We start from the raw sequence: 19,901 nt of genomic DNA on the forward strand, positions 1-19,901 counted from the left end.
TAATTGGTAATTGGTAATTGGTAATTGGTAATTGGTAATTGGTAATTGGTAATTGGTAATTGGTAATTGGTAATTGGAAAATTACTTCTGTCCCCTGTCCCCTGTCACCTGTCCCCTGTCCCCTGTCCCCTGTTCCCTGTTCCCTGTTCCCTATTTCTGAGATAAATCTAATAAATTTGCTAACTTATAAACTGTTCGCGCCCCGACATTACCATCCCATTCAGCATCACCAACTTCACAAACATCAAAACCAATAATTTTTCTACCACTATTTACCAGTTCGCGGAATAGACAATAAACTTGTTCTAATTCCAGTCCGCCAGGGACAGGAGTACCTGTGTTGGGGCAAAGTTTAGGGTCTAAACCATCAATGTCGAAGCTAATATAAACTTTTTCTGGTAAATGATTGATAATTTCTCGACATAAATACAACCAAGTCTTACCAGAATATAGTTGTTGTTTAATTGCTGAATCATAATAACCAATAATGCGATTATTTGATTGATTAATTATTTGTACTTCATCATGACAAATATCTCGTACACCTACTTGGACTAATTTAGAAATTTGCGGTATTTTTATGGCATTAAACATAATAGACGCATGAGAAAACTCAAATTCCTCATAGGCATTACGTAGGTCTGCATGGGCATCAATATGTAAAATACCCCAGTCATCATATTGATTAGCTAAAGCTTGAAAGTAGCCTAATGGCGAACTGTGATCACCACCAATAACAGCAACTCGTTTACCTTGATTTATTGCTGCTTGTGCTTGGGTAAATAACCAATGATTTACCTGTTCCCCTGCTTTGTTAATTGCCTCTAGAATAGGAGTTAAATCCGGTGAGTCTGTTAGGGATTTACCTTGGGCTTGACGTTCAATAATTATGGCTGCTTGTTGACGATAATAGTTATTTTTTTCAATCATTTCCTGGGGAATTTCTACCATAAATATTCCCTGTTTCCAACCATCAGGATGATCAAAATCAAATAAATCTATTTGCAGTGAAGCATCTAAAATTTGCTGTGGACCGTTGGCCGTTCCGGCACGATAGGAAACCGTGACTTCCCAAGGTATGGGGAAGATAATTAAGTTGGCTGAATCGTAATTAAATGGTAATCCCATGAAGTTGCCATTTTTTTCGGCTACGTTGTTGGGATTGTAGTTTTCAATGGAGTCGTTCATATTGAAAATTAGTGCTGGTTAGGGATTGATATTTAGATTTTATCAATATTTTCTTAATCTTTGCTGATTTTAATTACCATTAATTTTGGTGATATCCAATAGGAAAAAATCCATAAATTATAATTAAGAACGACGGGCATTTAAACAACACCATTCTTTTCTTTTCCAGAGAGTAGCTACAATCCAACCATTTTGTTCTAAAGCATCAGCAACGGATTTAGATTGTTCTAGTAAAATACCACTGAATATACCCCAAGTGCTAGGTTTGGTAATGGCGGTCATTTCTGGGAGTAATTCGATAATTACATCTGCTAAAATATTGCAAACAATCCCGTCTACAGGTTGATCAATGATTTTTCGGACTATGTCTACACTACCCTCAAGAGGGATTAAAGAATCTGGACGAATCTCATTCAGAGTGCGATTACTAAAAGTAGATTTTACGGCTAAAGGATCGTTATCAACGGCATAGACTTTACCCGCACCTAATAATATTGCCCCAACGCCTAGAATACCTGAACCACAACCAATATCGGCGATAATTAAAGGTTTTCTTGGTTCTTCTGTGTCTAGGAAGGATTGGGGGATTTCACTGAAGCGCATTTCTAGGGATTCTAAACATAGTTGAGTGGTGGCATGATTACCTGTACCAAAGGCTACGCCTGGATCAAGACGAATTACCAATCGGTCTAGGGATTCAGGTAGAGGTAACCAAGCAGGGTTAATGAGAAAGCGATCGCCTATTTCTTCAGGTTGCCAATGTTGTTTCCAGCTACTAGACCAGTCTTCTTCGTCAATTAAGCCCCAATGCACCACGGGTGCGGTGAGTCCTACACACAGGGCATCTTGACGCAGCCATAGCGATAAAGCAGCCAAATCTAGCAGTTGTACTTTAAAGGTGGGTAAATAAGCCTTAACAAAAGAGACATTGCCCTTAATTTCTACTGCTGTACCACGACAGCCAAAGTTTTCTAACCGCCAAAATATAGTTTCTTCTAAATCTAGTTCAGATAAAATATTTAATTCCCACCAGGTATTTGCCATAGAATTTTAGATTGGTGATTGGTGATTGGTGATTGGTGATTGGTGATTGGTGATTGGGGAAAACAAACTATGATTTTTATGACTAGGATAATTAAGATAATCCTTCTAATCATCCTAATCAAATAAATCACAAAAATCATAGTTAAAGATGATTTTTCTAATTCTCAAATTATTTAATCATCTTCATCAAATAAATCCCAAAAATCACAGTTAAAGTGTGACTGTATAAGCGTCTCGAATACCTTCCACTTTTTTAATTTCTGCTAAAATGCCATCGGGTAAAGGATCATCAATGCTGAGAGCCATAACAGCATCACCACGAACGATTTTCCGACCTACCTGCATACTGGCAATATTGACATTAAAGCTACCCAGTAGAGAACCGAGTTTACCAATAATACCGGGCATATCACGGTGTCGAGTAAACAGCATATATTTGCTGGGGGGAACGTTAATGGGGAAACCGTCAACATCCGTTAAGTGGATTTCCTTATCACCCAACAAAGCACCTGTAACAGAATGTGTACCTAGAGTTCCTGTGGCTTGAAGATGCAACGAACCAGCATAATCCCGTGCCGAAGCGTCCCTGGTTTCAATAACTCTAATTCCTCGTTCTTTAGCTTCTATGGTGGCGTTGACATAATTTACCCGTTCCCGCAGGGCTTGGTAAAGAAGTCCTTTCAGGGCAGCTATTACCAAGGGTTGACTTTTATTAGTTGCCAGTTCTCCTTGCAGTGTAACATTAAGTGTCTCAACTCTACCGCCGGTGAGTTGACCAACTAAGTTCCCCAAGGTTTCCGCTAATTCCATGTAAGGCTTGAGTTCTTCTAGGATATCAGGACTAAGTCCCGGAATATTCACCGCGGAACGGGCGGATAGTCCTAATAACACATCCCGAATTTGTTCAGCCACATCTATGGCTACGTTAACTTGGGCTTCAGCAGTGGAAGCACCGAGGTGAGGTGTAAGAATAACATCTTTACCTAAGCGTAGCAATTCCGATTCACCTAATGGTTCGGAATCGAACACATCTAATGCAGCCCCGGCAATTACACCATCTCTGATTGCCACTGCTAAAGCCGCTTCATCAATAATGCCACCACGAGCGCAGTTAATAATCCTGGTAGTGGGTTTCATTAACGCCAAAGTTTTAGCGTTGATTAAGTTGGCAGTTTCTGTGGTTTTGGGAATGTGTAAGGTGATATAGTCGGCTTGCTGGAATAGCAAATTTAAGTCTACCAGTTGACAACCCAGTTGTTCGGCTCTTTCTGTGGAGATAAATGGATCATAGGCGAGGAGTTTCATGCCCATAGCCTTAGCGACACTGGCAACATGAGAACCAATTTTTCCTAACCCGACAACGCCGAGGGTTTTTTTGTATACTTCCGAACCAACATAACTTTTACGATCCCATTCACCACGTTTTACTGAAGCATTAGCATCAGGAATATGACGAGATAAGGACAACATCATGGCTAAGGCGTGTTCGGCTGCGGCAATGGTATTACCTTCTGGGGAATTGACGACAATAATCCCTTTGCGGGTAGCTGCGGGGACATCAACGTTATCCACACCCACGCCAGCACGGCCAATAATTTTTAATTTTGTACCGGCTTCTATAATTTCTTGAGTAACGCGAGTTCCAGAACGGATCATCAGCGCGTCATACTCGCCAATGATGGCTTTGAGTTCATCTGGTTTGAGGCTGGTTTTGACATCAACTGTAGCTACTTGGGAAAGAATATCAATACCAACTTGATCAATGGGGTCGGAGACAAGAACCTTAGACATAATTACTTGATTTTGGTTGACAGGTTTTGCTTTGCAAGACTTTTTAGTTTAATCTTTATCTGTGGCACTTGGGGAAATTTTATCGAAATCGGTTTTGATAGGGGACTTAAACATAGATCCCCGACTTCTCTAAGAAGTCGGGGATCTGAATATTTGAACTACTTACAAGTTACCAAATTTTACTAAATTTTCTCTTCTCCACACCACATCTCTTTTCCTGTTTGTCTTGACTTCCAAAACTCTAATTCCCATTTTTGGTAGTTGTTTTAAGTTATCTTGCAATTCTTCCCAAGAACTAATTAACTGATGTTGCACCTTGTAAGTCGCGCATAAATGAGAGAAATCAATATTTTGAGGAGTAGCAAAAAACTCTTCAAAAGGCGGATTGAATTTAGCAATGGGTAACATTTCAAAAATTCCTCCACCGTTGTTATTAATTAAGATAATTGTTAGATGTCCAATAAATTTATTGCTAATCAAGAAACCATTGGTGTCATGCAATAAAGATAAATCTCCTGTTAACATCACACTACTTTGCTGATGATGTGCTATTCCTAACGCAGTGGAAAGTGTACCATCAATGCCATTTGCACCCCGATTAAAATAGGGTTTAATTCTTAAATTATTGGGTTTCCAGAAAAATTCCACATCTCGCACTGGCATACTATTAGCAATGAATATGGGTGTTTCCGGTGGCAAGATTTGGGAAATTAACCAAGCAATTTTACTCTCGATTAATTCATCTACATTTTCCAAATCATCATCAATATTTTTCCTGATTTGCTTTTCTACTGTAGACCATTTTTGTAAATATTCACTTTTTCCTAAATTTGCAATTTCCAACTTACCAATTTCTGTAACTGAAATTCTTAAATGGGTGGTTTTTCCATGTAAAGGGTCTAAATTTTGATCACAATTATCAATTATCAAACGTTGAGGATTAGTAGTAATTAACCAATTACGTAATTCTTTACTTGTGGGCATTTCGCCAATTTGGATAACTATTTCTGGAGTTAATTCTTGGGCAAGGTTTTGATTTCTGAGAATAATATCGTAGGTGGAAATTAAATAGGGATTTAAATCTGCGTAATTTCTAACCGGGGAAAGTCCTTCAGCTAAAACAGGCCATTGAAGAGTTTGACAAAGGTTGGCGATCGCTCTACAATACTCCTCCGGGGCTTGTGGTTGGGCTACACCAGCGATAATAATGCCTTTTTGGTAATTGGTAATTGGTAATTGGTAATTGGTAATTGGTAATGGGGTGGAAACTATTCCCGCAAAGAAATCTTCCACATCTAAGGTAAAATCTGTACCATCAGGAATGGGCGCGAGAGGGTCACGAAAAGGTATATTTAAATGTACTGCGCCAGAATTGGGAAATTGACAACGTTCCCAAGCGTGAATTACCGTTTGCCGGAGATAATCTAACATTCCCACATCTAGAGAAGGTGTAGCTAATTCCCCTTGCCAATTGGGATAATTACCATATAATTTCACTTGGTCAATAGTTTGTCCAGAATGACAATTCCGTAATTCTGCTGGTCTATCGGTAGTTAATATTAATAAAGGTACGCGACTTTCCCTAGCTTCAATTACCGCTGGATAAAAATTTGCCCCCGCAGTTCCAGAAGTACAAACTAATACTACAGGTTTTCCCGTTGCCTTGGCTTGTCCCAACGCAAAAAAAGCCGCTGAACGTTCATCTAAAATGGGAATAGCTTCAATATCTGGTATTTGTTGCACAAAAGCCACCGTTAATGGTGTAGAACGAGAACCAGGACAGATGACAGCGCAATTTAAACCCAAGCGTTTGAGGGTTTCTGTTAATACATAAGACCAAAGAAGATTAAGATTATTAAAAGTAAGTTGCATTGATTAGAGATTATGGACTGTATTCATTTAACAGGAATTCGTGGCTATGGTTATACCGGATTTTTACCAGAAGAACAAGCATTAGGACAATGGTTTGAGGTAGATGTTAAATTATGGTTGGATCTTTCTAAACCCGCTAAAACAGATAATATTGAAGATACTATAGATTATCGGCAGATAATTAGCTTAGTGCAAAATTTGCTAAAAACCTCAAAGTTTGCATTGGTGGAAAGACTAGCTGGGGCGATCGCTGATGGTATTTTAGAGGATAGGAATGGGATTAATCAAGTACAAGTTATTCTCAGTAAACCCGCTGCACCTATTCCTGATTTTAGCGGCAAAATTAGTATTGAATTGACTAGAAGTAAACCCCAGTAGCAAGAGTCACGCAGAAAGATTTGGTTTATTACAAATGTATCAATTAGGGAGTGTTGGACTTTAACAGAGGATGAGTTGAAATATCGGTATGATCGGTTAATGGGTAGCGCGATTTTGACGTAAAATAACTGAGTAAAATCTTAGTTAACGGGAATGGCGATCACTTTTACAGACAGGGAAATGCAAAGAGCATGGCGTGAAAATTCTTCTGCCTATCATAATCATAATAGAGTCCGAACTAATGCCCACCGCTTATTATTATTTTATGCCGTTGAATGTGGCTTAAAAGCAGTTTTGATGAAGCGAAAGAACGTAAGTCGTACTGATTTATGTCCAGAAATATTAAAATATGGACATGATATAAATGAGTTGTTAGAGGGTTTATACCCTGGTAATAATTCATTGCAAATGTGGAAACTACCAGAACAGTTATTTATTCAAGATATTCAGGATAATTCTCATGTTAAGATAAAACAAGAACGACAATTAACGCCTGATAACATTAACCAGATTTGGCGCTATGGAGGGAAGTTCATCTTAAAAAAAGATGAGAGTGAGAATAAACGGGAAAAAATAACAGACAAAGACATAGAAGAAAAATTGTTAAACATTGTTGAATTGATTAAAAAAGAACTTCAAGGACTATGAAAGATTTTAAATTACTGACTTGGCTTGATATTAGAAGAATTTTTCGACGCAAAACTAACTATGGGACTAATTTACCAGAGAACATAGTAAGTATTAGGTGTTTTTCTGATGCTGTAGAAATAAATATTTCTGATGAAAATTTTATAAATAAAGTCAATGACGTATTAAAAGAATGGTTTGGAGATTGGTACGATGAAGAGGAATCTGTTATTCGATTTGATATTGGTGATGCTACATTACCCGTAGAATTTATCTCAGAAGAAGAACCTTATATAACAGATATTGAGATACGTCCTTTTTGGGAAGAAATTGCTTATTTAGAAAGTGATTCAGAGACAGAACCTGCTGTCAAAAAAATAGTTAAGCTCCCAGAAGCATATACAGAAAAACCTAGTTTAATAGCGTTCTATTCTTTTAAAGGTGGTGTAGGAAGAACATTAAATTTAACAGCCCATCTTTTTGCTTTGTTAGATAGAGCTAAAGAGTTAAATAAGTCTATAAATGTGTTAGTTATTGATGCTGATTTGGAAGCACCAGGTCTTACCTATTGGAATGCGTTGGCAAAACAACAACCATCCGTTTCTTTTATTAATTTTTTAGAAGTTTACCATTATTCACCAATTAATAGAGAAGAAGCACTTGCTTTATTTGCTAACGAAGTAAAAAAATCAGTGAAACATGAAGGAAATTCACAAATTTATTTTTTACCTGCATTTCTAAAAGAAAATGAATTATTAGATATACCTATTTTACCTGAACATTTAGTCAGAGGTATAGATGGAACATGGGAATATGGTAATGCTATTCATCATTTAGGTGAAATTTTAGGTGTAGATTATGTTTTTATAGATTTGAGAGCAGGTTTAAGTGAAATATCTAGTCCCATAATTTTTGACCCCAGAATCCAGCGTTTTCTTGTAACAACAATCAATGATCAATCTATTCAGGGTACAAGTTTGGTTTTAAAACAAATTGGCAAAGTTGCACCATTAGAAGCAGAAGTTAAAGATAAAGAATACTATGATCCATCAATAGTAATCAGTATGTTAAAAGAAGAATTTAAAAAATTACCAGCATTTGATACTGCCTTAGTAGAACTAATATCTGCTTATGTACAATCACAAGAAGATAAGTTAGATGAGCCAAGATTGGAAATAAAAGAAGCTTATTTTGTAGAGGAATTACTTTATGTAAATGACTGGGAAGATGCACGCTCTAAATTAAATAGAACTTCAATTTCAGTCATGGGAATTGCTATAGAGTGGGCAAAACAACAGTTACCAAATCCAAAAAATCAAGAATCAATCTCAGATAATACACCGGAAAACAATTTACAGCAATCTGTTCAAAGACTTAGAGATTTGTGCCGGAGATATGAGAACGCTGAACAAGGACAAGGAGAAGATTTGCTGATAACAGAACCTTTGCGGAACTTAGTTACTAACTTTAGAGATAAATTACCTCATATAGTATCAATTGGAGCTAAAGGGGCTGGAAAGACTTTTAATTATATACAGTTATCACGGTTTAAATATTGGGAAAATTTTCTGAATTATATTGATCATACAAATAATCAAACTGAGTCAAAAACCCATATATTTCCTTTACTTGAGTCTAGTAATGTTCAGGATAATGCAAAAATTGTTATCAAAAAAGCTAGAAATGAGGTTAGAGAAGCTTTGGGTAATAATAGTTCTGAATTTAAACCTTTAGAGTATGCTACTAGGGTTAAAAATGCAGTTAAATACGAAGACTGGAATGAACCAAAATGGACGGAATTCTGGGTTGGTGAAATTGGCAGAGCTATAGGTATTAATCCAAATATAGATACTCCTAATACACTTGGTAAAATAAATCAATATTTAAAAGATAAAGCATTAAAAATTATCTTTTTGTTTGATGGATTAGAAGATATATTTAAGGAGATCGGTTCTAGTAATCAAGAGAAGATTGCTTTAAGAGCTTTAATTGATGATTTACCAAAGGAATTATCAGAAATTAGGCAATCTCATCTTGGTGTAATAATTTTCTTACGTCGTGATTTTATCAGATATACAATTACTCAAAATTCAAGCCAGTTTGAAAGCCTTTACCGTGCTTATGATTTATATTGGAATCAAGATTCTTTCTTGAGATTAGTTTATTGGATTTGTAGCGAATCTAAAGTAATAGCTGCAAAAAAAGATAGTATTTACAGTCTAACTAAAGAAAATATCATAGATGAATTAGAGCAACTATGGGGTAAAACACTGGGAACAGATAAGGCTAAAGAAGCCTACACAGCTTCTTGGGTATTTGCAGCTTTAACAGATTTTAAAGGCAGACTTCAAGCCAGAGATATTGTCCGTTTTTTGTATAATGCAGCTGATATTACAGTAAATAGAGCTAAAGAAGTACAATTTGAAAAATGGTCTACAAGCCGACTTTTACCTCCTCCAGCAATTCGTCGCGCTCTGAAACCATGTAGTGAAGAAAAAGTAAGAGAAGCTAAAGAAGAATATCCAGCTTTCAAAACATGGGTAGAAGATACACTTCCTAAATATCCTGCGACTCAAAAGATAATTCCTTTTGATGTAGAAGAGTTTGCTATGGGTCAAAAAACAGTAATATTATTAGAAGACATGGGAGTGATTTATGAAGATAAACAAAAAGATGAAATAAAGCGATTTTATATGCCTGAGATTTTCCGAGAAGGTTTAGGTTTTTCAGGTAAAGGTGCGCGACCTAAAATAGTAGCGTTGAAGCGTCGGGTACTAGGAAAAGGAATTTTGTAATTATCTTTTTTTGAATTTCGCAAATCTTCAATTTATCTTAACTCAACTGATTCCGAAACTTACTCACACTAATACTCAACAACACCACAGCAAAACCAAGTAATGCTAAAACATGAATCCACAGCACATCTAAACCAACTCCTTTAAGTAAAATACCCCGCACAATGGTGATGTAATGACGAAGAGGATTTAATAAAGATAAAACTTGGAAAAAAGGAGGCATAGCTTCAATCGGAGAAATTGCCCCAGATGTCTGCACCATTGGTAAATTAATAAAGAAAGATGTGAGTAATACTTGTTGTTGAGAACGGCAAACAGTCGCTAACATAATTCCTAAACTAATTCCCACAAATACATACATACTTGATAAAGAAATAAATAGCAAAAAACTCCCCCGAAATGGCAAATTAAATACCACAATTCCCATAATAACAAAGAGGTAATAAACCCCACCAGAGAAATGATTTGTACCGCTGAATTTTGGTTATTGCTACGGACTCCAACAAGTAAACCAAACATTACACTATCTATCAAAAATATTAAAGTTCCCAGTAATAAAGTGATAGGTTTATTAACAACGCTTAATTTAAAAATAATTCCCCCTAATCCTATCACAACTAATGCTTCAGTTATGGCAATTAATAGATAAGCCATGCCTTTACCTAATAATAATTCTGTGGCACTGATACTAGAAGCATAAACTTGTAAAATAGTCCCTTTTTCTTTTTCTCTAACCATTGCGATCGCTGTTAGTAAAGATGGAAAAATCCATAGAATTACACCATATACTCCGGGAACAATATATAGAGATTCTAATCTACCAGGATTAAACCACAAACGGATTCTAGCGGTAATTCTTTTAGTAGCTGGTAAAAGTCCTTCTTGCTGCATAAAGAAATTGGTAACTCTTTGAATAGTACCTCTCGCCAAATTGTTCTAAACTCATTAATGTCAGATACTTATGACGACGTTCCCATAACAAATCATCATCAACTTGTCGTAAACCTCCCGCATAACGTAAATTTTCATCAATACTCAAATCCAAATATAGAGAAAATTGTTGTGTTAAATATCCCGTCATTAACCGCGCATCTCGTGCAGGTTGACCAAATACCAAAACTTCCCCCGCAGTCGCTACCATCACACCACCTAAAATGTGAAAAGTGGTAGTTTTCCCCGCACCATCAGGACCAATCAAACCAAACATTTCCCCCTTATTAACAGTAAAATTAATTCCTCTAACTGCGGCTAACTTCCCATAATCTTTATGTCAGAGGGAACAGGGAACGGGCAACAGGGAACAGGAAAAACTCATGTTTAAAAACATGAGATTGAAATAATGACACTGTTTTTTTCGTGCTACGCATCTTTTAAAAACATCCTTTTTTTGACTGAGCTTTAAACTGGTGCAAATGAGTGTTTCTTATTTGCTCCCTGTTCCCAGTTAAGAGTTCCCTGTTCCCTTCTTTTGTAAATTACTAACCTTAATAGCCTCTGTTTGGTAATTGGTAATTGGTAATGGCTAATTGGTAATTGGTGATTGGTAATTAGTCATTCTTAACTCCCCATGACTTATGCAGAAAATATTTTAAACTCTCATTTCTCCGTGTCCTCTGTGCCTCTGTGGTTTGTTTCTCTTAATTACCTTGTAACCTAATTTCCGCATCTGCCGGCATTCCGATTTTAGCACAGGGTAAATCTGATTCTTTATAGGGATTTTCGGGATTAAAACAACCTTGAGGATTTTCCACTCGAATGCGAACTCCTATTACTTGTCGCACCCGATCTTTTTGGAAGTAAATATTTTCTGTAGTAAAAGAAGCTTGAGGATCAATAGAAATTACTTTACCATTTAGGGGTTTTTCCGGTGCAGAATCTAGAAAGATTTTAGTAATTTGTCCCAATCGGACTTTGCCAATATCACCTTCAGGAATAAAACCTCGCAGATATATATTTTATATTTTTGGGATCAACTATTGTTAAAATTTTGGTTTGACTACTAACTACTGTACCGGGTTCTGCACTGCGAGAAGTTATTACCCCATCTAAAGGACTAACAACATTTAAATCTTTTTTCGAGTCTGCTATTTGGGTGAGGATTTGCTGTTTTGATGCTAAGGCATCTCTGACTTTACCATGAGCCGATCTGACTTTAGCCTGAGCAGATTTCATTTGAGCAAAACTCTGGTCTTTTTTTCTGCTTAATGCTTCTAATTGAGCATTACGAATGCCAGGATTAAAGCCTGTGGTTTGGGTTTGAGTTAATGCCCCTTGGATAGCGCTTAATTGTTCTCGTGCCGCATTTACAGCCGCTTTTCGGGCTTCTAGAGTGGCTATGGCTGTCTCTAATGTGGTTTGTGATTGGTCAAATTGTTGTTGATTAATAGCGCCTTCTTTGATAAGCTGGGCATAGCGATCGCTGTTAATTCTCGCTAATTTTACCTCTGCCTCTGTTTGCTTCACTTGAGCTTGAGTTTGTAATAATTGAGCCTTAGCCGCCGCTACATTAGATTTTGCCTGTTGAATTCGTCCTTGGGTATCCCCCTCGGACTGTTGTAAATTCAGCTTTGCTTCCCTAATTTGACTGTTAATTTGTTCAAGTTCACTTTGCACTCTATCCACCTCTGCGATCGCCTGTTGTTCATCGGATTGTGCAGATGTTAATCGTGCTTCAGTGCCTCGTAATTTCTCTTGTAACAGTTGATCATTACTGTCGTCTAACTTAATTAATTCTTGTCCTTTTTTGACATAAGCCCCTTCTCTCAAGGCAATGGACTCGATTCTTCCCGAACGTTTAATCCCGATTTCGATTTCGGTTTCGTAGCCCTCGATTCTACCACTTAATTTGAGTACATCTACTTCTCCCTGGGGGCGATTTTGCCACAGGACATAACCAAGACTACCCCCCACGACTAACAACCCCAATAACAAAGGAATTGGTTTTTTACCCTTTCGCTGCTTAGATGGTGGTATAGGAACATTAAGAAAATTGTCTGGAGATGTTGGCGCAGTTTGAGACATAGTAGCATACTAAATTATAAGGGAAATGCCGAAAACCCTTGAAGATGTAGCTTCCTAAGTCAGCTACATCTGTGCTTTAGACAAGGGATGAAGGCTAGAGGCTTTCCTTTATCCTGCATTGACATTAATTTAAAAATTTGAAATAACTTCAAATTTTAATCCATATTCGTGATACAGTTAAATTGTCAGCAAAGACATTAAAAACCTACCGGGGGACTCTCGGAAAGTTACGCTTGTCAGAGATGATTCTGCCGGTAATGGCAAACAGGATCAGGGCAGGAACCCAAATATTTAAGGAACCCTGCCTGAAGCTGGGATAACTGAGAGATATAGACTGAAACTCTCTATAGAATCCCCGGTCTAAAGACGCGGGGAGTGTCAACAACCTCTACCTTAAAATGCATACTAGACTGTCTAGTCAATACTATTGCCAAAGCCCTGAAATCCTATTGATATAGATAGTCAGTCAGTAACCCAGCCCTAAAGGGACTGAGCTTGCAAGAGTAATCAAACAAGCTGTACTGACCAGACCACCCTGAGCTTAGTCTCATGGTAGCCGTTATTTGAGTCACGACACCCACCGAATGCGTAGCCCCTTCGGGGTTCAGCAGTCGCTCATGGGGGAAACCCCCAAGACCGCGCTGCTTCACTAGTTCCCCGCTCTGTCGCTTGTGATTAAACAGTTCTAAGGTCACTGGAACAGTGTTGCAAGCTCAAGCAAGCTCTTATAACTGGTCGTTCGCGCCAGCGTGCCGGAGGCATCTAGCTATACTTGAAAAGGTAATAACTTGCGTTTTTACATCCATATATTACCTTTAAGCAAAAGCTCAATTTATTCCCTTGCGGAGTATAACATTACCCCAGAAATGGGAGGCTCTTCGGAGCAACACATTATGCGTACAGAGTTGGGAAATTTGAATCGGTAATTGTCCCGTTGAAAGTACACCACAAAAGTACCCCGAATTTCTTAACTCCAAGGCGGTAATGAAAAAAGATTCAAAGCGGTTAAAACCGCCCGTGTCGCTTTCCTCTCAGGGAGCCAAGCCACTGAGTTTCCCACTTACCGGATATTCTTATGATATTAGAGGCAGAGCCTCATTACCTGCATTCCTAGTCAGAGACTAGGAACGAGATGTGGTAGGGATTCGTCTCGTTCCCAGTCTCTGATGTTCATTTTAAATCTAATAATCCTGTTTCTTTTAATTTTGGATTAAAGCGGATTTGAGTATTGACTCCCCGGTCTTTGAGAACTCCTAAAATTTCTTCTTCAACCCGCCGCGCCACATTTTTTAAAACCTTGCTTTTTCCGAATTCATCAATAGCTATATTTTGATAATTATTTTGTTCTTCTGGTGTCATTAATTCTTTCACATCTATAGGATTATTCCATTTTTGTTTATTTTCGATGTTCGGAATATCAGGATTAGCATTTTCCGTAATCCAAGCATTTTCAATAGCTTCCAAAATTGTTCGATTAGGACGTTCTATGGTTTGTACCTTTACCCAATAACAATTTTGAGGTTGACGGACTAAATGCTGCTTTAAACTTAGATAAATATCACGAGAATAGCCAACAAATTGCAGAATTTTATCCTGATTAAAAATCGCGTAAACTCCAATTTTTTCTTGAAAGGTGACTATGACTTCACCATCATTATCAATATAGGCATGATATTCTAAACTAGCTAAGGTTGGTAAGTTTATTTCTGTTGTCATAAGTGAATTAAAAATTTGTTATTGTAATCATAAGAGACTTCCAAATAAAAAAATGTCCCAAAACTGATGCAAAAATTCTCTCTCTGTGTACTCTGTGCCTCTGTGGTTCGTTTCTTGGGATAATTTATTTCTTGGAAGTCTCTAAACCAAAAAACTTTCCACATCTTCACCATTATCAAATGAAATTACCTTTTTTAATCCTAACTTTTTTATTATGTGAGTTTTTTGCTCATAAAAGTATAAATGCCAAACCTCAACCAGTTTCTCCTATCGGAGTTGAACATGATCAATCAGCAGAGTTAATCACACAACCAATCACAATTGACAGTTATTGGTATCAGATGCCCCAAGTCAATCCTGAACCATATTTCAGTATCAGCAAGCCAGAATGTAAGAAAATAAATCCTCTTGATTATATCAAGAATCCAGAGTCTTTTTTGAAATTATGCCCCAGTAATAACTCAAATCGTAACCCTTATGAGCCAGTTGAATATCTAAAAGTTCCTCCCCTAGATTCTGGAATTAAGATCAAGCTGGGTGATTTTTAATAATGGATATAAGTAGGTGGGTGTTAAAAATTGTCCTTGGGGCAAGGGAACAGATTCAGATATCAGTAGAAAACTGGCTTAAATCTGATTAAGGGACTTCTAGGAAATAAATTATCCCAATAAATAAATGAACAAACGAACCACAGAGGCACAGAGAACACAGAGAGAGAAGAAATAGGGAGGGTTTTTGCGTTAGTTTTGGGACATTTTTTTATTTGGAAGTCTCTAAGAGGTTGTTTGAAAACTTTTTCGTGTGGGATCTGACACCCGCAGATCCCCCTAAATCCCCTTTGAAAAGGGGGACTTTGAGGAATTTAGCCCCCCTTTGTAAGTACGGTGTACACACAGGTTATCGAATCACCATTATTCCTCAAATTACCCCACCCTAACCCTCCCCTTGTGAAGGGGAGGGAACTAATTTTTCCGGTTTCCCCCCTTGATAAGGGGGGATTAAGGGGGGTAATTTAACTTGTGTTTACACCGTAGCCTTCTTCAGATGACTTCTGCTATTAGACTAGGCGGGCTATGGGTTTTACGTTAATGCTATTAGGGACTTCCAAGAAATAAATTATCCTGATTAACGAACCACAGAGGCGCAGAGGACACAGAGGAATAAGGGTTTGAGAGATTTTTGCGTTAGGTGGTTGAGTATTTTTTTATTTGGAAGTCCCTTCGCCGCAGTGTCCTAGAGTTTATTCATCATCAAAATCATCGTCGTCATCATCTTCCTCTTCTTCTCCGAAATCATCGTCATCTTCTATAACTAGGTCGTTAATTTCATCAGCAATTAAATCATCCTCATCGAGTAGTAGCCGTTCTCCTATTTTGCTACCAAAGCCACTATCGCCCATGCCCGGTGCGTCGAGGTTGTAGAGTTTTGCGGTGCGGTCGTCTAGTACCATGTCCAATGAATCATCTACTTCATCTAAGATGCCACTGCCCATATCTACTACGTAATCATCAATTACCCCCGCTTCTTCGTAGGTGTTGTAGCCAGTCCCCGCAGGAATCAAGCGCCCAATGATCACGTTTTCCTTCAGTCCCCGCAGCCAGTCCGATTTGCCCTCAATGGCGGCTTCTGTTAAGACCCTGGTGGTTTCTTGGAAAGAAGCCGCAGAGATGAAACTGTCGGTGTTCAGCGATGCTTTGGTAATCCCCAATAGCATGGGAGTGTATTCTGCCCTCGCCCCACCGGTAATTGCCATAGCTTCGTTCACCTGTTCCACCTGCCGGAGTTCTACCAGTTCCCCCGGTAGCATGGTTGTGTCGCCACCGTCATCAATCCGCACTTTGTTGGTCATTTGCCGGACAATTACCTCGATGTGTTTGTCGGAAATGTCAATGCCTTGGGATTGGTACACCATCTGTACTTCATTCACCAAAAAGGTTTGTACCTTCTGCAAAGCGTGGCTTGCACAGGCATAGATCCCATCCTCTGACCCCAAACTGAAGAATATTTCCAGAATCTCATGGGGGTTGGAGGGTCCGTCGGTGAGGGGTTGTCCGGCTACAATGTGCGCCCCGTCGGGAACAATCAGGTTTTGCCCAGGTCCAAGGGGATAGTCGGTGACTGTGCCATTGGCTTCAACAATTTTAATGGCATAGGCTTCTCTGGTGATGGATGTCACCTCATCCCCATCGCCATAGACAATCTTCACTTCCCCCGGACGACGGGCTAAAATACAAGCTTCCTTGGGTTTACGGGCTTCTAGCAGTTCCTCAATCCGGGGCAAACCTTGAATAATGTCTCCAGTCTTAGCCCGTTCAAATACCAACAGCACTAAGTTGTCACCCCGTTGCACCAAGTCCCCATCTTCTACCTGTAACACCGCCCCCGGACTCACCCGGTAAGGACGACCGACGCGGAGGGTAATGGTGTAAGCTGAATTGTCCTTTGTCAGCGATGCACTGAGCTTGTCGAAGTGTTGTCCGTTGTCCGTTGTTTTGCCACTGACCACTGACGACTGACTACTGACTACTTCCACCACCTGCCCCGACTCCGCAGCGAATATACCGGGAGTTAACGCACTTCCTTCCACGACCAAATCACCTTTACTGACGGTGGGTAAGACATTGGTATTCACCGTCACCAAATCATTGGCACGCAATACTAAACAACGGCGGACTGTTTCTGCCCCCTGTTGCACACCCCGGACTATCCCCCCTTCCTTACATAATATCTTCGTCCGGGCTACCACAGCCCCCGGTTCAATGGTGTCACCATCCACCACTTCCAAATTAGTTTGGGTACTGCCTTGGGTGGCATCGGCGGTAATGTCGCGGCGCACTACCAAAGACTCTAAAATTACTAACTGTAGTCTTTGAATCTCCCCATCTTCTGGGTCTGTAATCAGTTCAATGTCCGCCGCCAAAGGTGAACTGCCGTGTTCTCCCTCCGTCTCCTGCTCAATTTCTAATACTATCTGTGTCCGTAGCAGTTCCACACCCTCCACCGACTTCACCCGTTCTGAATCCTTGTAGGGAATCCTTTGCACCGCCCGCAGTTGAATCGAGCGCCCTGTCTGCTGACTGACGGAAGTGGTGGCTGGAACATCAGGGTTGGTGGGGACAGCAAATTCTACCACCGGACGACTCAGCAACCCTGGACCTTCAGGAGTTTCCACATACTGAACATAGCGCAATTCCGTAGCTACAGTTCCTTGCAGTTCCTCACCGGGTTGCAAAAATGTATTGTCATGGGCGATCGCTGTCTCTGGATCATCTACCATCAACAGTTCACCGGGTTTAATCACTACTTCCCGTAAAATGTCGTTCTTTTGGGTAACTTCCACTACCCCACCAGTTTGACAGAAGATGTCCTGGACTACTTCCGTCCCCGCTTCCACATACTGTCCATCTTCCACCCGTAACAAGGAAATATCCTTATTCACCTCATGGGTTTCTTCTGGTATCCACAGCAGTGTTCCCCCCTGGACTACCTCATAGCCCAATTTCGCCTTACCTTTTTTCTGTACCTCCACTTCGCCAAACTTCAGTAAGCCCCCGGTGGTTGTCCGGTACTGGTCATCAATCAATTCTGCCACTACCTGACCATTTTGTACCTTCGCCCCTGGAGTCGCCCGCAAGTTAAACTCCGATATCGCCCCATTATCGGGATTGGTAGTGGTAATCAGGTAATTATTCCGTCCTTGGGAACTCTGGATTGTTACTGCTGCCTGATCCAACACTACGGAAGCGGTAATAATCTCAATTTCCCTGGTGGCTTTCCCTGGAATCGCTTCTGGCAACCGCACCACACCCCCATGAACTGTGGTTAATTTGGTTTCCGCTAAGACTCCATTGGTAGCGATCGCATCGCCATTTTTTACCACCAATTCTGCTCCGGGCAGTAAATTATATACATCCCCCGACAGAATCCAAATCAACCCCCCTCTAGAGGCGGTGACAGTGGTATTGCCCTGACGGTCGGTTTTTTGTTCCGCCACCACATCGGCAAACTTCACTTCCCCAGCCAAGTCGGTAGCCACATCCTTGACGGCTTTTTCTGTATTGGTTCTGGTAGTTCTGCCTCCCAGCGCCACCTCAGCCACCAAGTGATCCGCTAGTACCTGTTGACCATTGTGGATATACAGCGTTGAACCTTGGGTAACAGCAATTTCTTGGCTTTCCCCCGTTCCCGATTTCTTATCCCCTTCAATCGTCAAAGTCCCATTGGCTTCCACATACAAAGCATCTTCACCATGTCGAGTCCGATAGGGACGGGTTTGTAACTTGCGGGGAATTTTTACCGTTCCTGACACCTGCGATCGCACCTGTTGGGCTACTTCCCCTGTGAATACACCCCCGGTGTGGAAAGTCCGCATGGTTAACTGGGTTCCCGGTTCGCCAATACTTTGCGCCGCAATAATCCCCACAGCTTCCCCTAGATCCACCATCTTGGCATGGGCTAAACTCCAACCATAGCAGTGCTGACACACCGACCGCGCCGCCTCACAGGTCAAAGGACTGCGGACAGTCACCTTCTGTACTCCGGCTTTTTGGATGGCGATCGCCAAATCATCATCAATAGGGGTATTCCGAGGGGCAATGATTTCCCCCGTTTCTGGATGCACCACATCCTCACCCACCACTCGACCCATCAACCGCGTCGCCAGTTTAATCAGAGTTTTATTCCCCTCCACCATTGCCCCAATCGTCAAACCACGATTAGTGCCACAGTCAAACTCCCGCACAATCACATCCTGGGACACATCCACCAACCGCCGGGTCAAATACCCCGAATCCGCAGTCCGCAGCGCCGTATCCACCAGCCCCTTCCGCGCCCCATAACTAGAAATAATATATTCCGTTACCGTCAACCCCTCACGGAAATTAGTCTTAATTGGTAAATCAATAATTTCCCCCTGGGGATCTGCCATCAGTCCCCGCATCCCCACCAACTGCCGCACCTGAGAAATATTGCCCCGCGCCCCCGAAAAAGCCATCATATACACAGAATTGAGGGGATTGGTTTTTTTGAAATGCACCACCACCTCATCCTTGAGCGCTTCTGAGGTACTATTCCAAGTATCAATTACCTTTTGGAAACGTTCAACTTCAGTAATTTCCCCTCGTTGATAGCGTTCCTCCGTCGCCAAAATTTCCGTCTCCGCCGCCTCCAGCAATTCCTTCTTAGAAGGAGGAATCATCAAATCATCCACACTAATAGACACACCCGCCTTGGTAGCATAGCGAAAACCCAACTCCTTGAGTTTATCTGCCATCACCGCCGTCCGCGCCGTCCCATAATGGGTAAAAGACCAGGAAATCAAGTCTCTTAATTTACCCTTGTTCACCACCAGATTGCGAAAAACTGCTTTAGTCATAATTTTAGTAGGGGCGCAGGGCCTGCGCCCAATCATTAGTTGTTAGTTGAAGGAGTCAGAGGGAGTGGGGGGAGTGGGGGAGTGGGGGGAGTGGG

Annotated in this window: 14 protein-coding genes and 1 pseudogene; 4 read left to right on the top strand and 11 right to left on the bottom strand. The window is 40.3% G+C overall.

Annotation, left to right across the window (positions count from 1 at the left end; translation table 11 throughout):
- Positions 1-150: 150 nt before the first annotated feature.
- From HEQ36_RS25220 to menD, 4 genes are all read right to left on the bottom strand, one after another.
- Positions 151-1,188, bottom strand: a complete 1,038-nt coding sequence (locus HEQ36_RS25220; RefSeq protein WP_168636580.1) for an agmatinase family protein — start codon at positions 1,186-1,188, stop codon at positions 151-153.
- A gap of 123 nt (positions 1,189-1,311) precedes the next feature.
- A complete protein-coding gene (gene prmA, locus HEQ36_RS25225; RefSeq protein WP_053540066.1) occupies positions 1,312-2,232 on the bottom strand; it encodes a 50S ribosomal protein L11 methyltransferase in 921 nt (306 codons plus the stop codon).
- Positions 2,233-2,442: 210 nt separating this feature from the next.
- Positions 2,443-4,023 (bottom strand): phosphoglycerate dehydrogenase, encoded by a 1,581-nt coding sequence (gene serA, locus HEQ36_RS25230; protein ID WP_039201298.1) that lies wholly within the window; start codon positions 4,021-4,023, stop codon positions 2,443-2,445.
- 162 nt (positions 4,024-4,185) lie between these two features.
- Positions 4,186-5,895 (bottom strand): 2-succinyl-5-enolpyruvyl-6-hydroxy-3-cyclohexene-1-carboxylic-acid synthase, encoded by a 1,710-nt coding sequence (menD, locus tag HEQ36_RS25235; protein ID WP_168636581.1) that lies wholly within the window; start codon positions 5,893-5,895, stop codon positions 4,186-4,188.
- A 12-nt stretch (positions 5,896-5,907) separates the two neighbouring features.
- Between menD and folB the strand changes: the two genes are divergently transcribed.
- From folB to HEQ36_RS25250, 3 genes are all read left to right on the top strand, one after another.
- Entirely contained in the window at positions 5,908-6,273 is a 366-nt protein-coding gene (gene folB / locus HEQ36_RS25240; RefSeq protein WP_168636582.1) for a dihydroneopterin aldolase, read from the top strand.
- Positions 6,274-6,426: 153 nt separating this feature from the next.
- Positions 6,427-6,921, top strand: coding sequence for a hypothetical protein (locus HEQ36_RS25245; protein ID WP_053540069.1), 495 nt, complete (start codon positions 6,427-6,429; stop codon positions 6,919-6,921).
- Positions 6,918-9,695 (top strand): ParA family protein, encoded by a 2,778-nt coding sequence (locus HEQ36_RS25250; RefSeq protein ID WP_168636583.1) that lies wholly within the window; start codon positions 6,918-6,920, stop codon positions 9,693-9,695. Before HEQ36_RS25245 ends, HEQ36_RS25250 begins: the two co-directional genes overlap by 4 nt.
- 37 nt (positions 9,696-9,732) lie before the next feature.
- Here the strand turns inward: HEQ36_RS25250 and HEQ36_RS25255 are convergent, their stop codons facing one another.
- From HEQ36_RS25255 to HEQ36_RS25280, 6 genes and pseudogenes are all read right to left on the bottom strand, one after another.
- Positions 9,733-10,056, bottom strand: a complete 324-nt coding sequence (locus HEQ36_RS25255) for an ABC transporter permease (protein WP_367272422.1) — start codon at positions 10,054-10,056, stop codon at positions 9,733-9,735.
- Positions 10,029-10,586 carry an ABC transporter permease gene (locus tag HEQ36_RS25260; RefSeq protein WP_053540071.1) on the bottom strand — a complete coding sequence of 186 codons (558 nt, stop codon included), beginning with the start codon at positions 10,584-10,586 and terminating at the stop codon, positions 10,029-10,031. The genes HEQ36_RS25255 and HEQ36_RS25260 overlap by 28 nt, the downstream gene beginning before the upstream one ends.
- 28 nt (positions 10,587-10,614) lie before the next feature.
- Positions 10,615-10,965, bottom strand: a pseudogene (locus tag HEQ36_RS25265) (ATP-binding cassette domain-containing protein); the annotation flags it as partial.
- A gap of 367 nt (positions 10,966-11,332) precedes the next feature.
- Positions 11,333-11,599: a hypothetical protein gene (locus tag HEQ36_RS25270; RefSeq protein ID WP_267902193.1), complete on the bottom strand. Its 267-nt coding sequence runs from the start codon at positions 11,597-11,599 to the stop codon at positions 11,333-11,335.
- A gap of 22 nt (positions 11,600-11,621) precedes the next feature.
- On the bottom strand, positions 11,622-12,716 hold the full coding sequence (locus HEQ36_RS25275; protein ID WP_267902194.1) for an HlyD family efflux transporter periplasmic adaptor subunit: 1,095 nt from the start codon (positions 12,714-12,716) through the stop codon (positions 11,622-11,624).
- A gap of 1,170 nt (positions 12,717-13,886) precedes the next feature.
- Positions 13,887-14,432, bottom strand: coding sequence for a GIY-YIG nuclease family protein (locus tag HEQ36_RS25280; protein ID WP_053540074.1), 546 nt, complete (start codon positions 14,430-14,432; stop codon positions 13,887-13,889).
- A 179-nt stretch (positions 14,433-14,611) separates the two neighbouring features.
- Between HEQ36_RS25280 and HEQ36_RS25285 the strand changes: the two genes are divergently transcribed.
- Complete coding sequence (locus HEQ36_RS25285) at positions 14,612-14,980, top strand: hypothetical protein (RefSeq protein ID WP_053540075.1); 369 nt, start codon at positions 14,612-14,614, stop codon at positions 14,978-14,980.
- Between the two features lie 692 nt (positions 14,981-15,672).
- On the opposite strand, the gene HEQ36_RS25290 is transcribed toward HEQ36_RS25285, so the two are convergent.
- On the bottom strand, positions 15,673-19,806 hold the full coding sequence (locus HEQ36_RS25290) for a DNA-directed RNA polymerase subunit beta'' (protein WP_168636584.1): 4,134 nt from the start codon (positions 19,804-19,806) through the stop codon (positions 15,673-15,675).
- Between the last annotated feature and the right edge of the window lie 95 nt (positions 19,807-19,901).

It is taken from the genome of Anabaena sp. 54 (assembly GCF_017355725.1).
Taxonomy (GTDB): domain Bacteria; phylum Cyanobacteriota; class Cyanobacteriia; order Cyanobacteriales; family Nostocaceae; genus Dolichospermum; species Dolichospermum heterosporum.

Excerpts from the sequence above, each read along its gene's own strand:
- HEQ36_RS25220 (WP_168636580.1), bottom strand. The coding sequence starts at position 1,188 with ATGAACGACTCCATTGAAAACTACAATCCCAACAACGTAGCCGAAAAA.
- prmA (WP_053540066.1), bottom strand. The coding sequence starts at position 2,232 with ATGGCAAATACCTGGTGGGAATTAAATATTTTATCTGAACTAGATTTA.
- serA (WP_039201298.1), bottom strand. The coding sequence starts at position 4,023 with ATGTCTAAGGTTCTTGTCTCCGACCCCATTGATCAAGTTGGTATTGAT.
- menD (WP_168636581.1), bottom strand. The coding sequence starts at position 5,895 with ATGCAACTTACTTTTAATAATCTTAATCTTCTTTGGTCTTATGTATTA.
- folB (WP_168636582.1), top strand. The coding sequence starts at position 5,908 with ATGGACTGTATTCATTTAACAGGAATTCGTGGCTATGGTTATACCGGA.
- HEQ36_RS25245 (WP_053540069.1), top strand. The coding sequence starts at position 6,427 with ATGGCGATCACTTTTACAGACAGGGAAATGCAAAGAGCATGGCGTGAA.
- HEQ36_RS25250 (WP_168636583.1), top strand. The coding sequence starts at position 6,918 with ATGAAAGATTTTAAATTACTGACTTGGCTTGATATTAGAAGAATTTTT.
- HEQ36_RS25255 (WP_367272422.1), bottom strand. The coding sequence starts at position 10,056 with ATGTATGTATTTGTGGGAATTAGTTTAGGAATTATGTTAGCGACTGTT.
- HEQ36_RS25260 (WP_053540071.1), bottom strand. The coding sequence starts at position 10,586 with ATGCAGCAAGAAGGACTTTTACCAGCTACTAAAAGAATTACCGCTAGA.
- HEQ36_RS25275 (WP_267902194.1), bottom strand. The coding sequence starts at position 12,716 with ATGTCTCAAACTGCGCCAACATCTCCAGACAATTTTCTTAATGTTCCT.
- HEQ36_RS25280 (WP_053540074.1), bottom strand. The coding sequence starts at position 14,432 with ATGACAACAGAAATAAACTTACCAACCTTAGCTAGTTTAGAATATCAT.
- HEQ36_RS25285 (WP_053540075.1), top strand. The coding sequence starts at position 14,612 with ATGAAATTACCTTTTTTAATCCTAACTTTTTTATTATGTGAGTTTTTT.
- HEQ36_RS25290 (WP_168636584.1), bottom strand. The coding sequence starts at position 19,806 with ATGACTAAAGCAGTTTTTCGCAATCTGGTGGTGAACAAGGGTAAATTA.